Genomic DNA, 15,209 nt, shown 5'->3' on the forward strand with positions numbered 1-15,209 from the left:
TGCGCTCGACTCATGGGGGAGGAACGGCATGCCACCGGATATCGATGTCGACGTGCAGGCGGTCCGTCGACTGGAGACAGCCGCCAAGCAGGTCGCCAGCTCGCTCGCCGCGTTGGAACGGCAGATCGTCTCGGCCGGCGACGTGCCGTCGGACGCCTTCGGTCATCTGCCGTTCGCCAGCGACATGCTTCGCGACAAGTACGCCGAGCAGGTCACCGGCGGCAAGGAGCTGTTCGCCGCCGCGAACGCCGCGTTCGGGCGGGTCGCCACGGCGCTGGCCGACACCGTCGAGGCGTACGAGCACAACGAGCGGGACCTCGACGCCGGGTTCAAGGCCATCCAGGCGGGGCTGCCCGGATGAGCGGCCCGGCCGGCAGTGCCGTCCAGCTGTGGAACGGCCTGGACAGCGCGCTTTCCGGCGTGCAGGACGCCGTCGACAGTGTCTGCCGGACCCTGGCGTGGCCACTGATCCAGCTCGTCGACCTGGTCGACGGCGAGCCCGCCGTGCTGCGCGCGAAGGCCGCCGAGTGGGACGCGCTGGCCGCGCAGGTGCGCGACCTGGCCCAGGGGCACCGCGGGGCCCGGGAGTCCGCGCAGGCAGGCTGGCGCTCACCGTCCGGTGTGGCGTACGGCCAGCGGTTGGCCGAGGTGGAGCAGCAGCTCCTCGACGTCGCCGAGCAGTTCGCCGCGACCGCGGAGTACCTGCGCGGTGTCGCCGACGGTCTGCAGACAGTGCACGACGTGCTCGTGGACATCTGCGTGGAGTTCGTGAACTTCCTCCTGGTGACGCTGGTGACGGCGTTGCTGATGGCCCCGGTGACCATGGGCGCGTCCTGGGCTGCCGGTGTGGGCGTGGCCGTCACCAGGGGCCTGATCGTCGTCACCCGGATGTTGAAGGTCATCCGGCCGCTCGCGGTGCACCTGCAGAAGGTCATCCGCCTGCTCCAGCGGGTTCTGCTGTATCTGCGCAAGCTGCGGACGCACCTGGACAAGCTGGTCGACATGCAGAAGGCGCTGCGCGCCGGCAAGAAGTACGCCGACAAGCGCCGCGCCGCCGGCAAGCTCGACAAGTGGCACCACAAGGTCCTCGACCCGACCAAGGGCACCTACAAGTTGGGCAAGTCCGGTTCCCCGTTCGACATGGGCGCCCTCGACCGGGCCGCCGCGCTGCGGGCGCACGGTGTCGCCGACGGGGCCCGGGTGATCGCCCGGGACTGGGCGACCCACCTGCCGTGGAACGTGCCGAACTCGGTGGTCCACGGTGTCACCTGGGGGAGTGTCGCGTTGACCAGCGGGCTCTCCGTTCCCGGCAGCGAACAGGTCGGCGACCAGATCGACCAGGCGGTGCAGGGCGGCGCGGACTGGATCGACCAGAATGTCTTCGGGCAGCCGCCGGCAGGTCAGCCGGCGGGCCGCTAGGGGGGCGACGGGTGATGTCAGGGGAGCGGGGTCGGCTCGGTCGGTTCACCGACGCGGTGCTCGGCGGCGCGCGGGCCGCCCGGGACAAGGCCCGTGAACTGCGCGACGAGTTCCGCACCAGCGACGAACCCGAACGTGCTCTCGTCGGGCCACTGCTGCCCGGGCAGGAGCTGCGCTATGTGGGGCTCGGCCCGGTCCGCGTCCCGGCGACCCACAAGGCCGGTCGGCAGCTCGCCACCGTGATGGCCGACGAGCTTGTCGACTCGCTCGACCCGAAGGTGCTGTTCGGGCTGCTCAACATCGTCAACCCGGTGGTCTGGGTCGACGCCGTGCTGACGCCGGTGCGGCTGGCCGCGGGTGTGCTGCTGCTGCCGGGCAAGGCCGGTGCCATCGCCGCCGGTGTGCCGGAAGTGGCCGCGCCGGAGCCGGGCCTGCCCCAGCAACCCGCCCAGCGGGAGCCGATCCCGCTCACCGAGGAGCAGGAGGCGTTCCGCGCCCTGTTTCGGCTCAGCCTGTACCGTCCGCTGGCCGACCAGCTCGCCGAGATCGCCTACCGTCGCCGGTACGTCTTCAGCGGCGACCTCGCCACCCTCGCCGGTAGCCTGCTGCTCTTCCTGGAGCGTTACAACGGCACCCCGCTGGCGGTGACCGACACCCACCTGCACCTGCTGCGGATGGGCCCCCGCCCGGACGCCGACCGGCCGGACCGCCGTCAACCGCGGGTGCTGTGGAGTGTGCGCCGCGACCGGGTGGCCCGGGTCGACTCCGAGCGTGGCGCGAGCGGGCTGGTGCAGCTCGCCTCCACCATCGTCTTCGACGACGGCTCGTGGATCCGGCTCACTCAGCCCGCGCTCCGCGACGACCAGTCGCGCTTCCTGACCGCGATCCAGGACCTCCCCGGCCAGCGCCCGACGCCGTGACCCGGCCGGTCAGCCTTGGCCCGGCCGGCTGCTCAACGGTGACCCGGCGCGTGGGTCAGCCGTCGCGTTCGGGGTAGCCGACCGGCACCGCGGAGACGTCGTCCAGCGCGGTGGTGATCTCCTCGGGAAGGGTGATCCGTTCCACCTGGAGCGCACCGAGCAGCTGCCCCACAGTCCGCGCGCCGAGGATCGGCGCGGTCACGCCGGGCCGGTCCCGGATCCACGCCAACGCCACCTCCAGCGGCGACACCCCCAGCCCACCGGCCGCTGTCGCCACCGCCTCCACGATGCTGGAGCAGCGTGGCTCCAGGTACGTGGCGACGAACCGTTCGAAGTGCGGCGACGCGGCCCGGGAGTCGGCCGGACGGCCGTGCCGGTACTTGCCGGTGAGCACGCCCCGGCCCAGCGGCGACCAGGGCAGCACGCCCAGGCCGAGCGCGTCGCACGCGGGCAGCACCTCCCGCTCCACGCCCCGCTCCAGCAGCGAATACTCCACCTGGGACGCGACCACCGGCGCCCGCCCCGGCCAGGCGGTCTGCCAGGCGGCGGCCCGCGCGGTCTGCCAGCCGGAGAAGTTCGACACCCCGACGTAGCGGACCTTGCCGCTGGCCACCGCGTGGTCCAGGGCGGCCAGGGTCTCCTCCAGAGGGGTGTCCGGGTCGTACCCGTGCACCTGGAACAGGTCGACGTGGTCGGTGCCGAGCCGGCGCAGCGACGCGTCCAACGTGCGCAGCAGGTGCCCCCGGGAGCCGTCCCGACGTCGCCCACTGCCGGGGCGCAACCCGGCCTTGGTGGCGATCAGCAGCTCCTCGCGGGGGACGAGGGAGCCCAGCAGTGAGCCGATCACCGACTCGGCGTCGCCGTCGCCGTACACGTCGGCGGTGTCGATCAGGTTGCCGCCCGCGTCGAGGTAACTCTTCAGCTGAGCGGCCGCATCGTCGGCGTCGGTGTCCCGGCCCCAGGTCATGGTGCCGAGCGCGAGCCGGGAAACCGCCAGCCCGCTTCGGCCGAGCGGTCGCTGTTGCATGGGTGAACCTTATTTCGAACCTGCCGCCACCGATATCCTCGCTCCCGTATCTCTGCCGGTTCTGCCGGTTCCGCCGCCCCGGGCTGCCCCGATGGAGGGGGGATCAAAGGGGTCGAGCCGGTGATCGAGTCCGTTATCGGCATTGCGTAACCTGGGGCGACCTGTGCCACGGATGGGGGAGGACCAGTGCGACTCGGGCTCAGTCTCGGATACCAGACCGCGTGGAGCACACCGGCCGACCACCTGGCGCTGGCTCAGGAGGCGGACCGGCTGGGCTATTCGGTGGTGTGGGCGGCGGAGGCCTATGGCTCCGACTCGCCCAGCATGCTCGCCTGGATGGCCGGGCAGACCGAACGGATCGATGTCGGCGCCGCGGTGATGCAGATCCCCGCCCGTACGCCGGCCGCCACCGCCATGACCGCCGCCACTATCGACGCGCTCTCCGGCGGCCGGTTCCGGCTCGGTCTGGGTGTCTCCGGCCCGCAGGTGTCCGAGGGCTGGCACGGCGTGCGCTTCGCCAAGCCGCTGGCCCGGACCCGCGAGTTCGTCGACATCGTCAAGCTGGCCATCGCCCGCAAGGAGGTGGCGTACGACGGCGAGCACTACACGCTGCCGCTGCCGGACGGCCCGGGCAAGGCCCTGCGACTGGGCTTCCACCCTCCCCGCGAGCACATACCGATCTACCTGGCCGCGGTCGGCCCGAAGAACCTTGAGCTGGCCGGCGAGATCGCCGACGGCTGGCTGGCAGTGTTCTACGCCCCGGAGTTCGCCGAGGAGCAGCTCGCCTCGGTGCGCGCCGGGCGGGCCAAGGTCGGCAAGGATCTGGCCGGGTTCGACGTCGTGCCGTCGGTGCCCGTGGTGATCGGTGACGACGTGGCCTCCTGCGCCGAACTCGTCCGCTGGTACGCCGCGCTGTACGTGGGCGGCATGGGCAGCCGTCAGCAGAACTTCTACAACCAGCTCGCCACCCGGATGGGCTACGGCGACGCCGCCCGCGAGGTGCAGGAGCTGTACCTGGCCAAGCGGCAGCGCGACGCCGCCGCTGCCGTACCCATGGAGTTCATCGACCGCACCTCGCTGCTCGGACCGAAGGAGCGCATCGCCGAGCGGATGCGGGAGTACGCCGCCGCAGGCGTCACCACGCTGTCGGTGACCCTCTTCGTGGCCGACCGGGACAGTGGTGTGCAGACCCTGCGTACCGTCGCCGAGGCTCTCGACCTCTCGGGAGTCGGCGAGTGACCTGGGTCGAGGCCATCGTCCTGGGCATCGTCCAGGGACTGACCGAGTTCCTTCCGGTCAGCTCGTCGGGGCATCTGCGGATCACCTCGGCGATCTTCTTCGACCGGGACGCCGGCGCGTCGTTCACAGCGGTCACCCAGCTCGGCACCGAAGCGGCCGTGTTGATCTACTTCGCCAAGGACATCTGGCGGATCACCCGGACCTGGCTGGTGGGCATCCGGGACAAGTCGGTCCGCTCCAGCCTCGACTACCGGATGGGCTGGTACGTGATCGTCGGCTCGATCCCGATCGGGCTGTTCGGTTTCGTGTTCAAGGACCAGATCAAGACCGCAGGGCGCAACCTGTGGGTGGTGGCGACCACGCTCATCGTGTTCGCGTTCGTGCTGGCCTTCGCCGAGTACTGGGGGCGGCAGACCCGCACCCTGGAGAACTTCCGGATGAAGGACGGCATCGTGATGGGCTTCGCCCAGGCCATGGCGCTGGTCCCCGGGGTGTCCCGCTCCGGCGGCACGCTCACCGCCGGCCTGCTGCTCAACCTGACCCGGGAGGCGGCGGCACGGTACTCGTTCCTGCTGGCCATCCCGGCGGTGGTGATGTCCGGCGTGTTCAGCCTCGGGGACGTCTTCGAACCGTCCGCTCCGGGCACGTCAGTGCCCACGGTGGCCCAGACGATCGTGGCCACCCTCATCGCGTTCGGCATCGGCTACGCGGCCATCGCCTGGCTGCTGCGTTACGTCGCCCACCACACCCTGTACGTCTTCGTGCTGTACCGGGTCGCGCTGGGCACCCTGGTCCTGGCCCTGCTGCTGACCGGAACGATCGACGCCACCTGACCGATCTGTCGACGGCCCCCGGCTCCGCCCGCAGGCGGAGGCGGGGGCCGCAGTCGTGATCCCTCCGGAGCCCACGACGGCCCGGCGCGGGGCGCAGGTCATAGGGTGGTCTCCGTGGCGACCCTTCTGCTTCTGCGACACGGCCGAACCACGGCGAACGCCGATGGCGGCCTGGCCGGCCGGCAACCGGTCGAGTTGGACGACACCGGGCGCGCCCAGGCCACCGCGGTCGGCGAGCGGCTGCGGCCGGTGCCGCTGGCCGCCGTGGTGACCAGCCCGCTCATCCGATGCCGGCAGACGCTGGAGTTGGCGCTTCCGCAGGCCGCCCCGGTCGTCGAGGACGGGCTGATCGAGTGCGACTACGGCAGCTGGGAGGGGCAGCCGCTGAAGAAGCTCGCCAAGGAGCCGCTCTGGCCGGTCGTCCAGCAGCACCCCAGCGCGGCGGTCTTCCCGGGCGGGGAGGCGATGGCGGCGATGGCGGCGCGGGCCGTGGCGGCCGTGCGCTCCTGGGACGCCCGGGTGAGCGCGGAACACGGGCCCGAGGCGGTCTGGCTGGCCTGTAGCCACGGCGACGTGATCAAGGCCATCGTGGCGGACGCGCTCGGCGTACACCTGGACGCCTTTCAGCGGATCGTGGCCGACCCGGCGTCGGTGACGGCGATCCGGTTCACGCCGCTGCGTCCGTTTGTGGTGCGACTCAACGACACCGGTGGCGATTTGGCGGCGCTGGTGCCGCCGCCGCCCAAGCGGCGTCGCCGCGCGAGCCGGGTGGCCGACTCGGACGCGGCCGTCGGCGGTGGGGCGGGTGCGGCGCGGTGAGGCACGTCACGACAGCGCCCGCGACCGGGGCGTCGGCGCACGCCGGAAACGCCGCCACGCCCGGGTTTAGCCCCTCGTGCACCGGGCGCGCCGCCGCTGCGGCGATTCGCGTCGGTGGGGTGCGCGGTGCCAAGGCGGGCCGGATAGGGTCGTGGGTATGACCCACCAGGTGCACGCCTTCGAACCGCCGGAGCGGTTCGTCGCCGGGACTGTCGGGCCGCCGGGGGAGCGCACGTTCTTCCTGCAGGCCCGCGGCGGCGGCAGGCTGGTCAGCGTCGCGCTGGAGAAGGTCCAGGTGTCCCTGCTCGCCGAGAAGCTGGAGGAGCTGCTCACCGAGGCGCAGCGCCGCTTCGGGGTGGACCTGCCCGAGCTGGCGCCGGTGATCGGCGACAACGAGCCGCTGGACACGCCAGTCGACGAGGAGTTCCGGGTCGGCACGCTCGGGCTGGCCTTCGACGTGGACACCGCGACCGTGGTGATCGAGGCGATCGCGGCGGGCGAGGTCGAGCCCGAGGTCGAGCTCGGCGACGAGGACGACGAGGACGACGACGAGGACGAGGACGACGAGCCGGACGAGGACCTGGATCGGCTCCGGGTCCGGCTCACCCCGCAGGCGACCCGCCAGTTCATCGAGCGGGCCCGGCGAGTGGTCAACGCGGGCCGGCCACCGTGCCCGCTCTGCGGCCAACCGTTGGACCCCGCCGGGCACCTCTGCCCGCGGCACAACGGTTACCACCGGTGACCTCGTCCGGCCTCCAGCCTCGCCAGGACGGCGACGCCGCGCTGCGGCTGCTGCGTGACGGCGCCCTCGACCTGGAGGGTCGGCTTGTCGACGCGTCGAACACGACGCTGCGCGGCATCCTGACCCTGGACGGGGTGACCGCCCGCTGCGTCTACAAGCCGGTCCGTGGCGAGCGCCCACTCTGGGACTTCCCCGACGGCACCCTCGCCGGTCGGGAGGTCTCGGCGTACCTGGTCTCCCGGGCCACCGGATGGGACCTGGTGCCGCCCACAGTGCTGCGCGACGGCCCGTTCGGCCCCGGCTCCTGCCAGCTGTGGATCGACGAGCCGGAGGACGCCGAACCGCTCGTCGGTTTCCTGCCCGCCGGGGAGTTGCCGCCGCGCTGGATTCCGATCGCCGCGGCCCGCGACGACGACGGCGCCGCGTACGCCCTCGCCCACGCCGACGACCCGCGGCTGGCCCGGCTCGCGGTGCTCGACGCCGTGCTCAACAACGCCGACCGCAAGGGCGGTCACGTGCTCGTCGGTGCCGACGACCGGATCTACGGCGTGGACCACGGGGTGAGCTTCCACGTGGAGGACAAGCTGCGGACGGTGCTCTGGGGTTGGGCCGGCAAGCGCCTGCCCGCGGACGCCGTGGAGATGCTCGACGCGCTGGCCGGGCAGGCCGCCGGGGCGCTCGGCGCGGAGCTGGCCGACCACCTGACGATCAGCGAGGTGGCCGAGGTGGCTGCCCGGATCGACCGGCTGCGCGACACCGGCTGCTTCCCCCAACCTCCGGAGGACTGGCCGGCGATGCCCTGGCCGCCCATGTGAGCCGCTGTCATCTTGATCACCCGTGGGGTGCTCCGGCGTCGTCGCCGGGCTGGCTAGGCTGATCCCATGGAGTCTTGGGCGGGACACGAGGTGCCACGGCTGCCGGGCAGGGGCGAGCCACTGGCGTTGTACGACTCGGCGCGGCAGGGTGTCCACCCGAGTGAGCCGGCCGACGCGGGAAGCATGTACGTCTGCGGCATCACCCCGTACGACGCCACCCACCTCGGCCACGCCGCCACCATGATCACGTTCGACCTGGTGCAGCGGATGTGGCGTGACGCCGGCCGCCCGGTGCGCTACGTGCAGAACGTCACCGACATCGACGACCCGCTGCTGGAGCGGGCCGCCCGCGACGGCGAGGACTGGGTGGTCCTGGCGATGCGCGAGACGGCACTGTTCCGGGAGGACATGGAGGCGCTGCGGATCATCCCGCCGGCGCACTACGTGGGCGCTGTCGAGTCGATCCCGGACATCGCCGACAAGGTCGAGGTGCTGCTCAAGGACGGCGCCGCGTACCGGCTCGACGACGGCACCGGCGACGTCTACTTCGACATCTCCGCCACGCCCCGTTTCGGCTACGAGTCGAACCTGACCCGCGAGCAGATGCTGGAGATCTTCCCCGAGCGCGGCGGCGACCCCGACCGGGCCGGCAAGCGGGACCCGCTCGACCCGCTGCTGTGGCGCGGCGCCCGCGAGGGCGAGCCGTCCTGGCCGGGCGGCGAGTTGGGCCGGGGCCGCCCCGGCTGGCACATCGAGTGCGCGGTGATCGCCCTCAACCTGCTCGGCGACCGGGTCGACGTGCAGGGCGGCGGCAACGACCTGCTGTTCCCGCACCACGAGGCCTCCGCCGCGCACGCCGAGCGGCTCACCGGCCAGGCGCCGTTCGCCGAGCACTACGTGCACGCCGGAATGATCGGCCTGGACGGCGAGAAGATGTCCAAGTCCCGCGGCAACCTGGTCTTCGTGTCCCGGCTGCGCGCCGACAAGGTCGACCCGATGGCGATCCGGCTGGCGCTGATATCCGGGCACTACCGCAGCGACCGCACCTGGACCGACGACCTGCTCACCGCCGCGCACGAGCGCCTGGACCGTTGGCGGCGGGCCGCCGCCGCGCCCGCCGGGCCGTCCGGGGCTGAGCTGCTGGCCGAGGTACGCGCACGCCTGGCCGACGACCTGGACACCCCCGGAGCCCTTGCCGCAGCCGACCGTTGGGCCGAGGCGACCCTCGCCGGCGCCACCGACGACCCCGAAGCGCCCGCCCTCTTCGCGAAGACGGTCGACGCCCTCCTGGGCATCCGCCTCTAATCCCGCGCTGGCTCGCCCCGCGCTGGCTCGCCCCGCGCTGGCTCGCCCCGCGCTGGCTCGCCCCGCGCTGGCTCGCCCCGCGCTGGCTTGGCCGATCATGGAGTTGTGGTGGCCGGTATGTAGTGCTGCGCCCCTTATGCGACGCACCACAACTCCATGATCGACGGAGCGCTCGAAGTGGGGCGTAACGGCGCCATGCGTCGCCCCCATGCTCAGCCGTCGATCTTGCACTTTCTGACGTTCCGAAAGTTGCTAAGCGGGGCAAAAGGGCGACAGAAAGTGCAAGATCGACGGGCCGGGACGGGCCGGGCCGGGCTGGGCTGGGCGGGTTAGCCCAGGATCAGGCCGGGGTCGGGGTCCGGATCGGGGGTGGGGCCGGGGATCTTGTACTCCTCGGTGAGGGTGGTCATGGGGCCGGGCCAGGTCGCCTGGGACACCTCGATCGGCTTGCGCTGCGCGTCGTACGCGACGTGCAGCAGGTGCAGCACCGGGGTGTCCGGCCGGATCTGGAGGGTCTCGGCCTCCTCCCGGCTCGGCTGGCGGGCGCTGATCGTGTCGGTGGCCGAGACGTACCGCCGTCCGGTGGCTTCCTCGGCCTCCTGGTAGAGCGGCCGGCCGAACGCCTCGGTGCGCTCCAGCGAGGTGCCGGCGGTGTCGCGGGGCAGGAACCAGGAGGCGCCCACCTCGACGGGGGAGTCGTCGGTGCGGACGAGGTGCCGGCGGCAGAGCAGGTTGGTGCCGTCGGACACGCCGAACGCGTCGGCCACCTCGGCGGGGGCGGGGGCGTGCCCGACGGAGACGAGTTGTTGGCGGTATCGGGCGGCCAGGTCGGTGTGGTAGCCGCGGAAGCCGCCGTACCGGCCTCGGGAGAGGCGGTTGAGTCGGCGGCGGGTGCCCCGGACGTACGTACCGGAGCCGGGTTTGGTGATCAGGATGCCCTCGACGCGCAACTGGTCGACGGCGCGTTGCACGGTTTGCTTGGCGACGCCGAACATCTCGGCGATGGCCGGGATGGACGGCAGCCGCTCGCCCGGGCCCCAGTCGCCGCGGCGGACCTGGGCCTTGAGCTGCGCGGCGATCTGTCGGTGCGGGAACTCGGCGGCCCCGGGGTTGATCTGCACACCCGCCTCCTTGATCACATCTAGGTTCCTAGGATGCCCTAGAGGGTGTGACGGCGCTACCCGGGACACGCGAAAACGGGCCCCCGGACCACAAAAGGTCCGAAGGCCCGCAGCGAAACGGTGTTACCAGGAGCCGGCGGTGGGACCGGCCGAACCGCCCCGGCGGCGCAGGTACTTCTCGAACTCCTGGGCGATCTCGTCACCGGTCAACGGGGTGATTCCCTCGTCGCCGACCCGTTCTTCCAGCTCGCGGACGTATTCGCCCAGCTCGGCGTCCTGCTCGGCGGCGCTGCGTACCCGTTGCTCCCACTCGGCGGACTCCTCCGCCAGGTCGGCCATCGGCACCGGCAGGTCGACGACCTCCTCGACCCGGTGCAGCAGGGCGAGGGTGGCCTTCGGGCAGGGCGGGTTGTTGGCGTAGTGCGGCACGTGCACCCAGAACGAGACGGCGTCCACCTCGGCGCGGGTGCAGGCGTCGTGCAGCACGCCGACGATGCCGGTCGGACCGTCGTACCGGGTGGGGGTGAGCTGGTAGCGCTCGGCGGCCTGCGCGTCGGAGGCGCTGCCGCTGATGGGCAGCGGCCGGGTGTACGGCACGTCGGCCAGCAACGCGCCGAGCAGCACCACCCGTTCCACCTCCAGGCTGTGGCAGATCTCCAGCACCTGCTCGCAGAACGTCCGCCAGCGCATGCTCGGCTCGATGCCGCGGATCAGCACCACGTCACGGTCGGTGCCCTCCGGGCTGGCCACCATGAACCGGGTCGTCGGCCACTCCACCCGCCGGGTCTCCCCGTCGGCCATCGTGATGGTGGGCCGGCTGACCTGGAAGTCGTAGAAGTCCTCCGGATCCAGCTCGGCGATCTGTCGGGCGTTCCAGACCTGCTCCAGGTGCTCGACCGCGGCGGTGGACGCGTCGGCGGCGTCATTCCAACCCTCGAACGCGGCGATCGCCACCGGGGACCGCAGCACCGGCAGTCCGTCGAACTCGGTCACGCCGTCACCTCACCCTGCTCGTCGCGGCTGGCGCCGGGACCGCGCCCGGTCGTCATACCGTGGGGCACGGCGGCGTCCCTGTTGTCCTTCACGTCCGTCAGCCTACGTGCAGGGCGAGGGTGCGGCCCGTCGGCCGCGCCGGTCGGCCGCTCCGGCAACAGGTCATACCCGAACGAACCAGACAGGGTGATCCCGGTGACACAATAGGGGATCGCTCGAGGGCGGTCGTGGAGTACGGCCCTATCGCACTACCCTGAACGGGTGCGGACTTCATTGATGGATGTGCTGGCAGACCGGATCCTCATCGCCGACGGCGCGATGGGCACGATGCTGCAGGCCGCGGACCTCACGCTCGACGACTTCGACGGGCTGGAGGGGTGCAACGAGATCCTCAACGTCACCCGCCCGGACGTGGTGCGTGGGGTGCACGACGCCTACCTGGCGGTCGGCGCCGACTGCGTGGAGACCAACACCTTCGGCGCCAACCTCGCCAACCTCGCCGAGTACGACATCCCGCACCGCATCCGCGAGTTGTCCGAGGCGGGCGCCCGGATCGCCCGGGAGGCCGCCGACGCGGCCAGCACCCCCGAGCGGCCCCGGTTCGTGCTCGGCTCGATCGGGCCGGGCACCAAGCTGCCCACCCTCGGGCACGCCCCCTACTCGACCCTGCGCGACGCCTACCAGGAGAACGCCGCGGGTCTGATCGTCGGCGGCGCGGACGCACTGATCATCGAGACCTGCCAGGACCTGCTCCAGGTGAAGGCGGCAGTGGTCGGGTCGAAGCGGGCGATGGCCGAGCTGGGCCAGTCGGTGCCGATCATCTGTCACGTCGCTGTCGAGACCACCGGCACGATGCTGGTCGGCAGTGAGATCGGCGCGGCCCTCGCCGCGATCGAGCCGCTCGGGGTGGACCTGATCGGGCTCAACTGTTCCACCGGCCCGGCTGAGATGAGCGAGCATCTGCGCTACCTGTCGCAGCACTCCCGGATCCCGCTGTCGGTGATGCCGAACGCCGGCCTGCCGGTGCTGACCGCCGACGGGGCGTACTTCCCGCTGACTCCCGTGGAGCTGGCCGAGGCCCTGGAGCGGTTCATCACCGAGTACGGCGTGGGGCTGATCGGCGGCTGCTGCGGCACCACCCCGGAGCACATCCGGGTGCTGTCCGAGCGGCTGCACGGCGCCACCGCCCCGGCCCGCGAGCCTCAGCACGAGGCGGGCGTCTCCTCGGTGTACCACCCGGTGCCGTTCGCCCAGGACGCGTCGGTGCTGATGGTGGGGGAGCGGACCAACGCCAACGGCTCGAAGGCGTTCCGGGACGCGATGCTCGCCGGTGACTGGCGGGCCTGTGTGGAGATCGCCCGCAGTCAGGCGCGCGACGGCTCGCACCTGCTCGACCTGTGCGTGGACTACGTCGGCCGGGACGGCACGCAGGACATGCGGGAGCTGGCCGGCCGGTTCGCCACCGCGTCGACGCTGCCGATCATGTTGGACTCCACCGAGCCGAACGTGGTGGAGGCCGGGCTGGAGATGCTCGGTGGCCGCTGCGTGGTCAACTCGGTGAACTTCGAGGACGGCGACGGCCCCGAGTCCCGGTACGCCCGGGTGATGCCGATCGTCCGCGAGCATGGCGCGTCGGTGGTGGCGCTGCTCATCGACGAGGAGGGGCAGGCCCGTACCCAGGAGTGGAAGGTCCGGGTCGCGGCGCGGTTGATCGACGACCTGACCGGCCGGTGGGGCATGGACCGCGCCGACATCCTGATCGACGCGCTGACCTTCCCGATCGCCACCGGGCAGGAAGAGACCCGCCGCGACGGCCTCGAGACGATCGAGGCGATCCGGGAGATCTCCCGCCGCTACCCGGGCGTCAACTTCACACTGGGCATCTCGAACATCTCCTTCGGGCTCAACCCGGCGGCCCGGCAGGTGCTCAACTCGGTGTTCCTGCACGAGTGCGTGCAGGCCGGGCTGACCTCGGCGATCGTGCACGCCAGCAAGATCCTGCCGATGTCGAAGATTCCCGACGAGCAGCGCGAGGTCGCCCTGGACCTGGTCTACGACAGGCGCCGCGAGGGGTACGACCCGGTGCAGCGCTTCCTGGAGCTCTTCGAGGGCGTCGACGTGACCAGTGCCCGGGCCACCCGCGCCCAGGAGCTGGCGGCGCTGCCGCTGGACGAGCGGCTCAAGCGGCGGATCATCGACGGCGAGCGCAACGGCCTGGAGGCCGACCTGGACGAGGCGATGGCCGGCGGCCGGTCCCCGTTGTCGATCATCAACGACATCCTGCTGGACGGCATGAAGGTGGTCGGTGAGCTGTTCGGCTCCGGCCAGATGCAGTTGCCGTTCGTGCTCCAGTCCGCCGAGGTGATGAAGACCGCGGTGGCCTACCTGGAACCGCACATGGAGACCGCGGAGGACGGCGGCAAGGGTCGCATCGTGCTCGCCACGGTGCGCGGCGACGTGCACGACATCGGCAAGAACCTTGTCGACATCATCCTGTCCAACAACGGCTACGAGGTGGTGAACATCGGCATCAAGCAGCCGATCAGCGCCATCCTGGACGCCGCCGAGCAGCACCGCGCCGACGCGATCGGCATGTCCGGGCTGCTGGTGAAGAGCACAGTCATCATGAAGGAGAACCTGGCCGAGATGGCCACCCGCGGGGTCGCGGAGCGTTGGCCCGTCCTGCTCGGTGGGGCGGCGCTGACCCGCGCGTACGTCGAGGACGACCTGCGGTCGACCTTCCCGGGGCAGGTGCACTACGCGCGGGACGCGTTCGAGGGCCTGTCCCTGATGGACAAGGTGATGACCGCCAAGCGTGGCGGCGCCCCGGTGATCGACCCGGAGCGGGAGGCGGCTCTCGCGGCCCGGCGGGCGCGCCGGGAACGGCAGCGCTCCATGGTCACCACCTCGCTGCCGGAGCTGCACGACTCCTCGGTCCGCTCGGACGTGGCCGCCGACGTGGCGGTGCCCACCCCGCCGTTCTTCGGCACCCGGGTCGTCAAGGGCGTGCCGATGGCCGACTACGCGGCGCTGCTCGACGAGCGGGCCACCTTCTCCGGGCAGTGGGGGCTGCGCGGCGCCCGGGGCGGCAGCGGACCCTCCTACGAGGAGCTGGTCGAGACCGAGGGCCGGCCGCGCCTGCGGTACTGGCTGGACCGGCTGATCGCCGACCAGGTCCTTGAGGCAGCCGTGGTGTACGGCTACTTCCCCGCGTACTCCGAGGGCAACGACCTGGTGGTGCTCGACGAGAACGGGCACGCGGAGCGCGCCCGGTTCTCCTTCCCCCGGCAGCGGCAGGAGCGGCGGCTCTGCCTGGCGGACTTTTTCAGGCCCCAGGGCGACCAGCTCGATGTGGTCGCGTTGCAACTGGTCACCGTCGGCCAGCCGGTCAGCGAGTACGCGGCGAAGCTGTTCGCCCGCAACGAGTACCGCGACTACCTGGAGGTGCACGGGCTGTCCGTGCAGCTCACCGAGGCGCTGGCCGAATACTGGCACCAGCGCATCCGCGCCGAGATGACCCTGCCCGACGGTCGTCCGCTGGGGCACGACGACCCGGCGGACCTGGCCGGCATCCTGCACAACGACTACCGGGGCTGCCGGTACGCGTTCGGCTACCCGGCCTGCCCCGACCTGGAGGACCGGGCGAAGATCATGGACCTGCTCGGCGCGGACCGGATCGGGGTCGAGCTGTCCGAGGAGTTCCAGCTCATGCCGGAGCAGGCCACCGACGCGATCGTGGTCCACCACCCGGAGGCCAACTACTTCAACGCCAAGTAGCGGCGGCGGGCGACCTGAGCTGCACCTCAGGTCGCCCGGAAGGCCCCTGGATCATGGTCATGCCGTCTTCAGGCCGTCAACTCGGGCGCTAGCCTCAGGGTCCGTAGACGGGGCGCGGATGGGCAGGGTTGGATGACGGACAGGTTCGATGTCGGGGAGCCATGTTGTCTGGGATCGGCGGTCGGGCGGAGGCCTGGCG

Annotated in this window: 13 protein-coding genes; 10 read left to right on the forward strand and 3 right to left on the reverse strand. The window is 71.7% G+C overall.

Going from position 1 to position 15,209, the window contains the following annotated elements; genetic code table 11:
• Positions 1-28: 28 nt before the first annotated feature.
• The 3 genes from IW249_RS24280 to IW249_RS24290 are packed head-to-tail and all read left to right on the forward strand — an operon-like array spanning position 29 to position 2,339.
• Complete coding sequence (locus IW249_RS24280) at positions 29-361, forward strand: hypothetical protein (protein WP_196922870.1); 333 nt, start codon at positions 29-31, stop codon at positions 359-361.
• Positions 358-1,419: a WXG100 family type VII secretion target gene (locus IW249_RS24285; protein ID WP_196922871.1), complete on the forward strand. Its 1,062-nt coding sequence runs from the start codon at positions 358-360 to the stop codon at positions 1,417-1,419. The genes IW249_RS24280 and IW249_RS24285 overlap by 4 nt, the downstream gene beginning before the upstream one ends.
• Positions 1,420-1,433: 14 nt before the next feature.
• A complete protein-coding gene (locus IW249_RS24290; RefSeq protein WP_196922872.1) occupies positions 1,434-2,339 on the forward strand; it encodes a hypothetical protein in 906 nt (301 codons plus the stop codon).
• A gap of 55 nt (positions 2,340-2,394) precedes the next feature.
• Here IW249_RS24290 and IW249_RS24295 read toward each other — a convergent pair whose 3' ends face one another.
• Positions 2,395-3,366, reverse strand: coding sequence for an aldo/keto reductase (locus tag IW249_RS24295; protein ID WP_124770871.1), 972 nt, complete (start codon positions 3,364-3,366; stop codon positions 2,395-2,397).
• 186 nt (positions 3,367-3,552) lie between these two features.
• On the opposite strand from IW249_RS24295, the gene IW249_RS24300 reads away from it, so the two are divergent.
• The 6 genes from IW249_RS24300 to mshC all read left to right on the forward strand — a co-directional run bounded on the left by IW249_RS24300 (position 3,553) and on the right by mshC (position 9,119).
• The gene (locus tag IW249_RS24300) at positions 3,553-4,605 is read left to right on the forward strand and encodes an LLM class F420-dependent oxidoreductase (RefSeq protein ID WP_196922873.1); all 1,053 of its coding nucleotides are present in this window, start codon (positions 3,553-3,555) and stop codon (positions 4,603-4,605) included.
• The gene (locus tag IW249_RS24305; RefSeq protein ID WP_112587410.1) at positions 4,602-5,438 is read left to right on the forward strand and encodes an undecaprenyl-diphosphate phosphatase; all 837 of its coding nucleotides are present in this window, start codon (positions 4,602-4,604) and stop codon (positions 5,436-5,438) included. Before IW249_RS24300 ends, IW249_RS24305 begins: the two co-directional genes overlap by 4 nt.
• Before the next feature lie 105 nt (positions 5,439-5,543).
• Positions 5,544-6,257: an MSMEG_4193 family putative phosphomutase gene (locus IW249_RS24310; protein ID WP_196922874.1), complete on the forward strand. Its 714-nt coding sequence runs from the start codon at positions 5,544-5,546 to the stop codon at positions 6,255-6,257.
• Positions 6,258-6,414: 157 nt separating this feature from the next.
• Positions 6,415-6,999: a DUF3090 domain-containing protein gene (locus tag IW249_RS24315; protein ID WP_196922875.1), complete on the forward strand. Its 585-nt coding sequence runs from the start codon at positions 6,415-6,417 to the stop codon at positions 6,997-6,999.
• Positions 6,996-7,814 carry an SCO1664 family protein gene (locus IW249_RS24320; protein WP_196922876.1) on the forward strand — a complete coding sequence of 273 codons (819 nt, stop codon included), beginning with the start codon at positions 6,996-6,998 and terminating at the stop codon, positions 7,812-7,814. Before IW249_RS24315 ends, IW249_RS24320 begins: the two co-directional genes overlap by 4 nt.
• Before the next feature lie 66 nt (positions 7,815-7,880).
• Positions 7,881-9,119, forward strand: coding sequence for a cysteine--1-D-myo-inosityl 2-amino-2-deoxy-alpha-D-glucopyranoside ligase (gene mshC, locus IW249_RS24325; protein ID WP_196922877.1), 1,239 nt, complete (start codon positions 7,881-7,883; stop codon positions 9,117-9,119).
• Between the two features lie 329 nt (positions 9,120-9,448).
• On the opposite strand, the gene IW249_RS24330 is transcribed toward mshC, so the two are convergent.
• Positions 9,449-10,240, reverse strand: a complete 792-nt coding sequence (locus tag IW249_RS24330) for a GntR family transcriptional regulator (protein ID WP_196924936.1) — start codon at positions 10,238-10,240, stop codon at positions 9,449-9,451.
• Between the two features lie 123 nt (positions 10,241-10,363).
• Positions 10,364-11,233 carry a PAC2 family protein gene (locus IW249_RS24335; protein WP_030332815.1) on the reverse strand — a complete coding sequence of 290 codons (870 nt, stop codon included), beginning with the start codon at positions 11,231-11,233 and terminating at the stop codon, positions 10,364-10,366.
• A 276-nt stretch (positions 11,234-11,509) separates the two neighbouring features.
• Between IW249_RS24335 and metH the strand changes: the two genes are divergently transcribed.
• Positions 11,510-15,010 carry a methionine synthase gene (metH, locus tag IW249_RS24340; RefSeq protein ID WP_231393984.1) on the forward strand — a complete coding sequence of 1,167 codons (3,501 nt, stop codon included), beginning with the start codon at positions 11,510-11,512 and terminating at the stop codon, positions 15,008-15,010.
• Positions 15,011-15,209 lie beyond the last annotated feature (199 nt).

The organism is Micromonospora vinacea, assembly GCF_015751785.1.
GTDB lineage: Bacteria > Actinomycetota > Actinomycetes > Mycobacteriales > Micromonosporaceae > Micromonospora > Micromonospora vinacea.

Excerpts from the sequence above, each read along its gene's own strand:
- IW249_RS24280 (WP_196922870.1), top strand. The coding sequence starts at position 29 with ATGCCACCGGATATCGATGTCGACGTGCAGGCGGTCCGTCGACTGGAG.
- IW249_RS24285 (WP_196922871.1), top strand. The coding sequence starts at position 358 with ATGAGCGGCCCGGCCGGCAGTGCCGTCCAGCTGTGGAACGGCCTGGAC.
- IW249_RS24290 (WP_196922872.1), top strand. The coding sequence starts at position 1,434 with ATGTCAGGGGAGCGGGGTCGGCTCGGTCGGTTCACCGACGCGGTGCTC.
- IW249_RS24295 (WP_124770871.1), bottom strand. The coding sequence starts at position 3,366 with ATGCAACAGCGACCGCTCGGCCGAAGCGGGCTGGCGGTTTCCCGGCTC.
- IW249_RS24315 (WP_196922875.1), top strand. The coding sequence starts at position 6,415 with ATGACCCACCAGGTGCACGCCTTCGAACCGCCGGAGCGGTTCGTCGCC.
- mshC (WP_196922877.1), top strand. The coding sequence starts at position 7,881 with ATGGAGTCTTGGGCGGGACACGAGGTGCCACGGCTGCCGGGCAGGGGC.
- metH (WP_231393984.1), top strand. The coding sequence starts at position 11,510 with ATGGATGTGCTGGCAGACCGGATCCTCATCGCCGACGGCGCGATGGGC.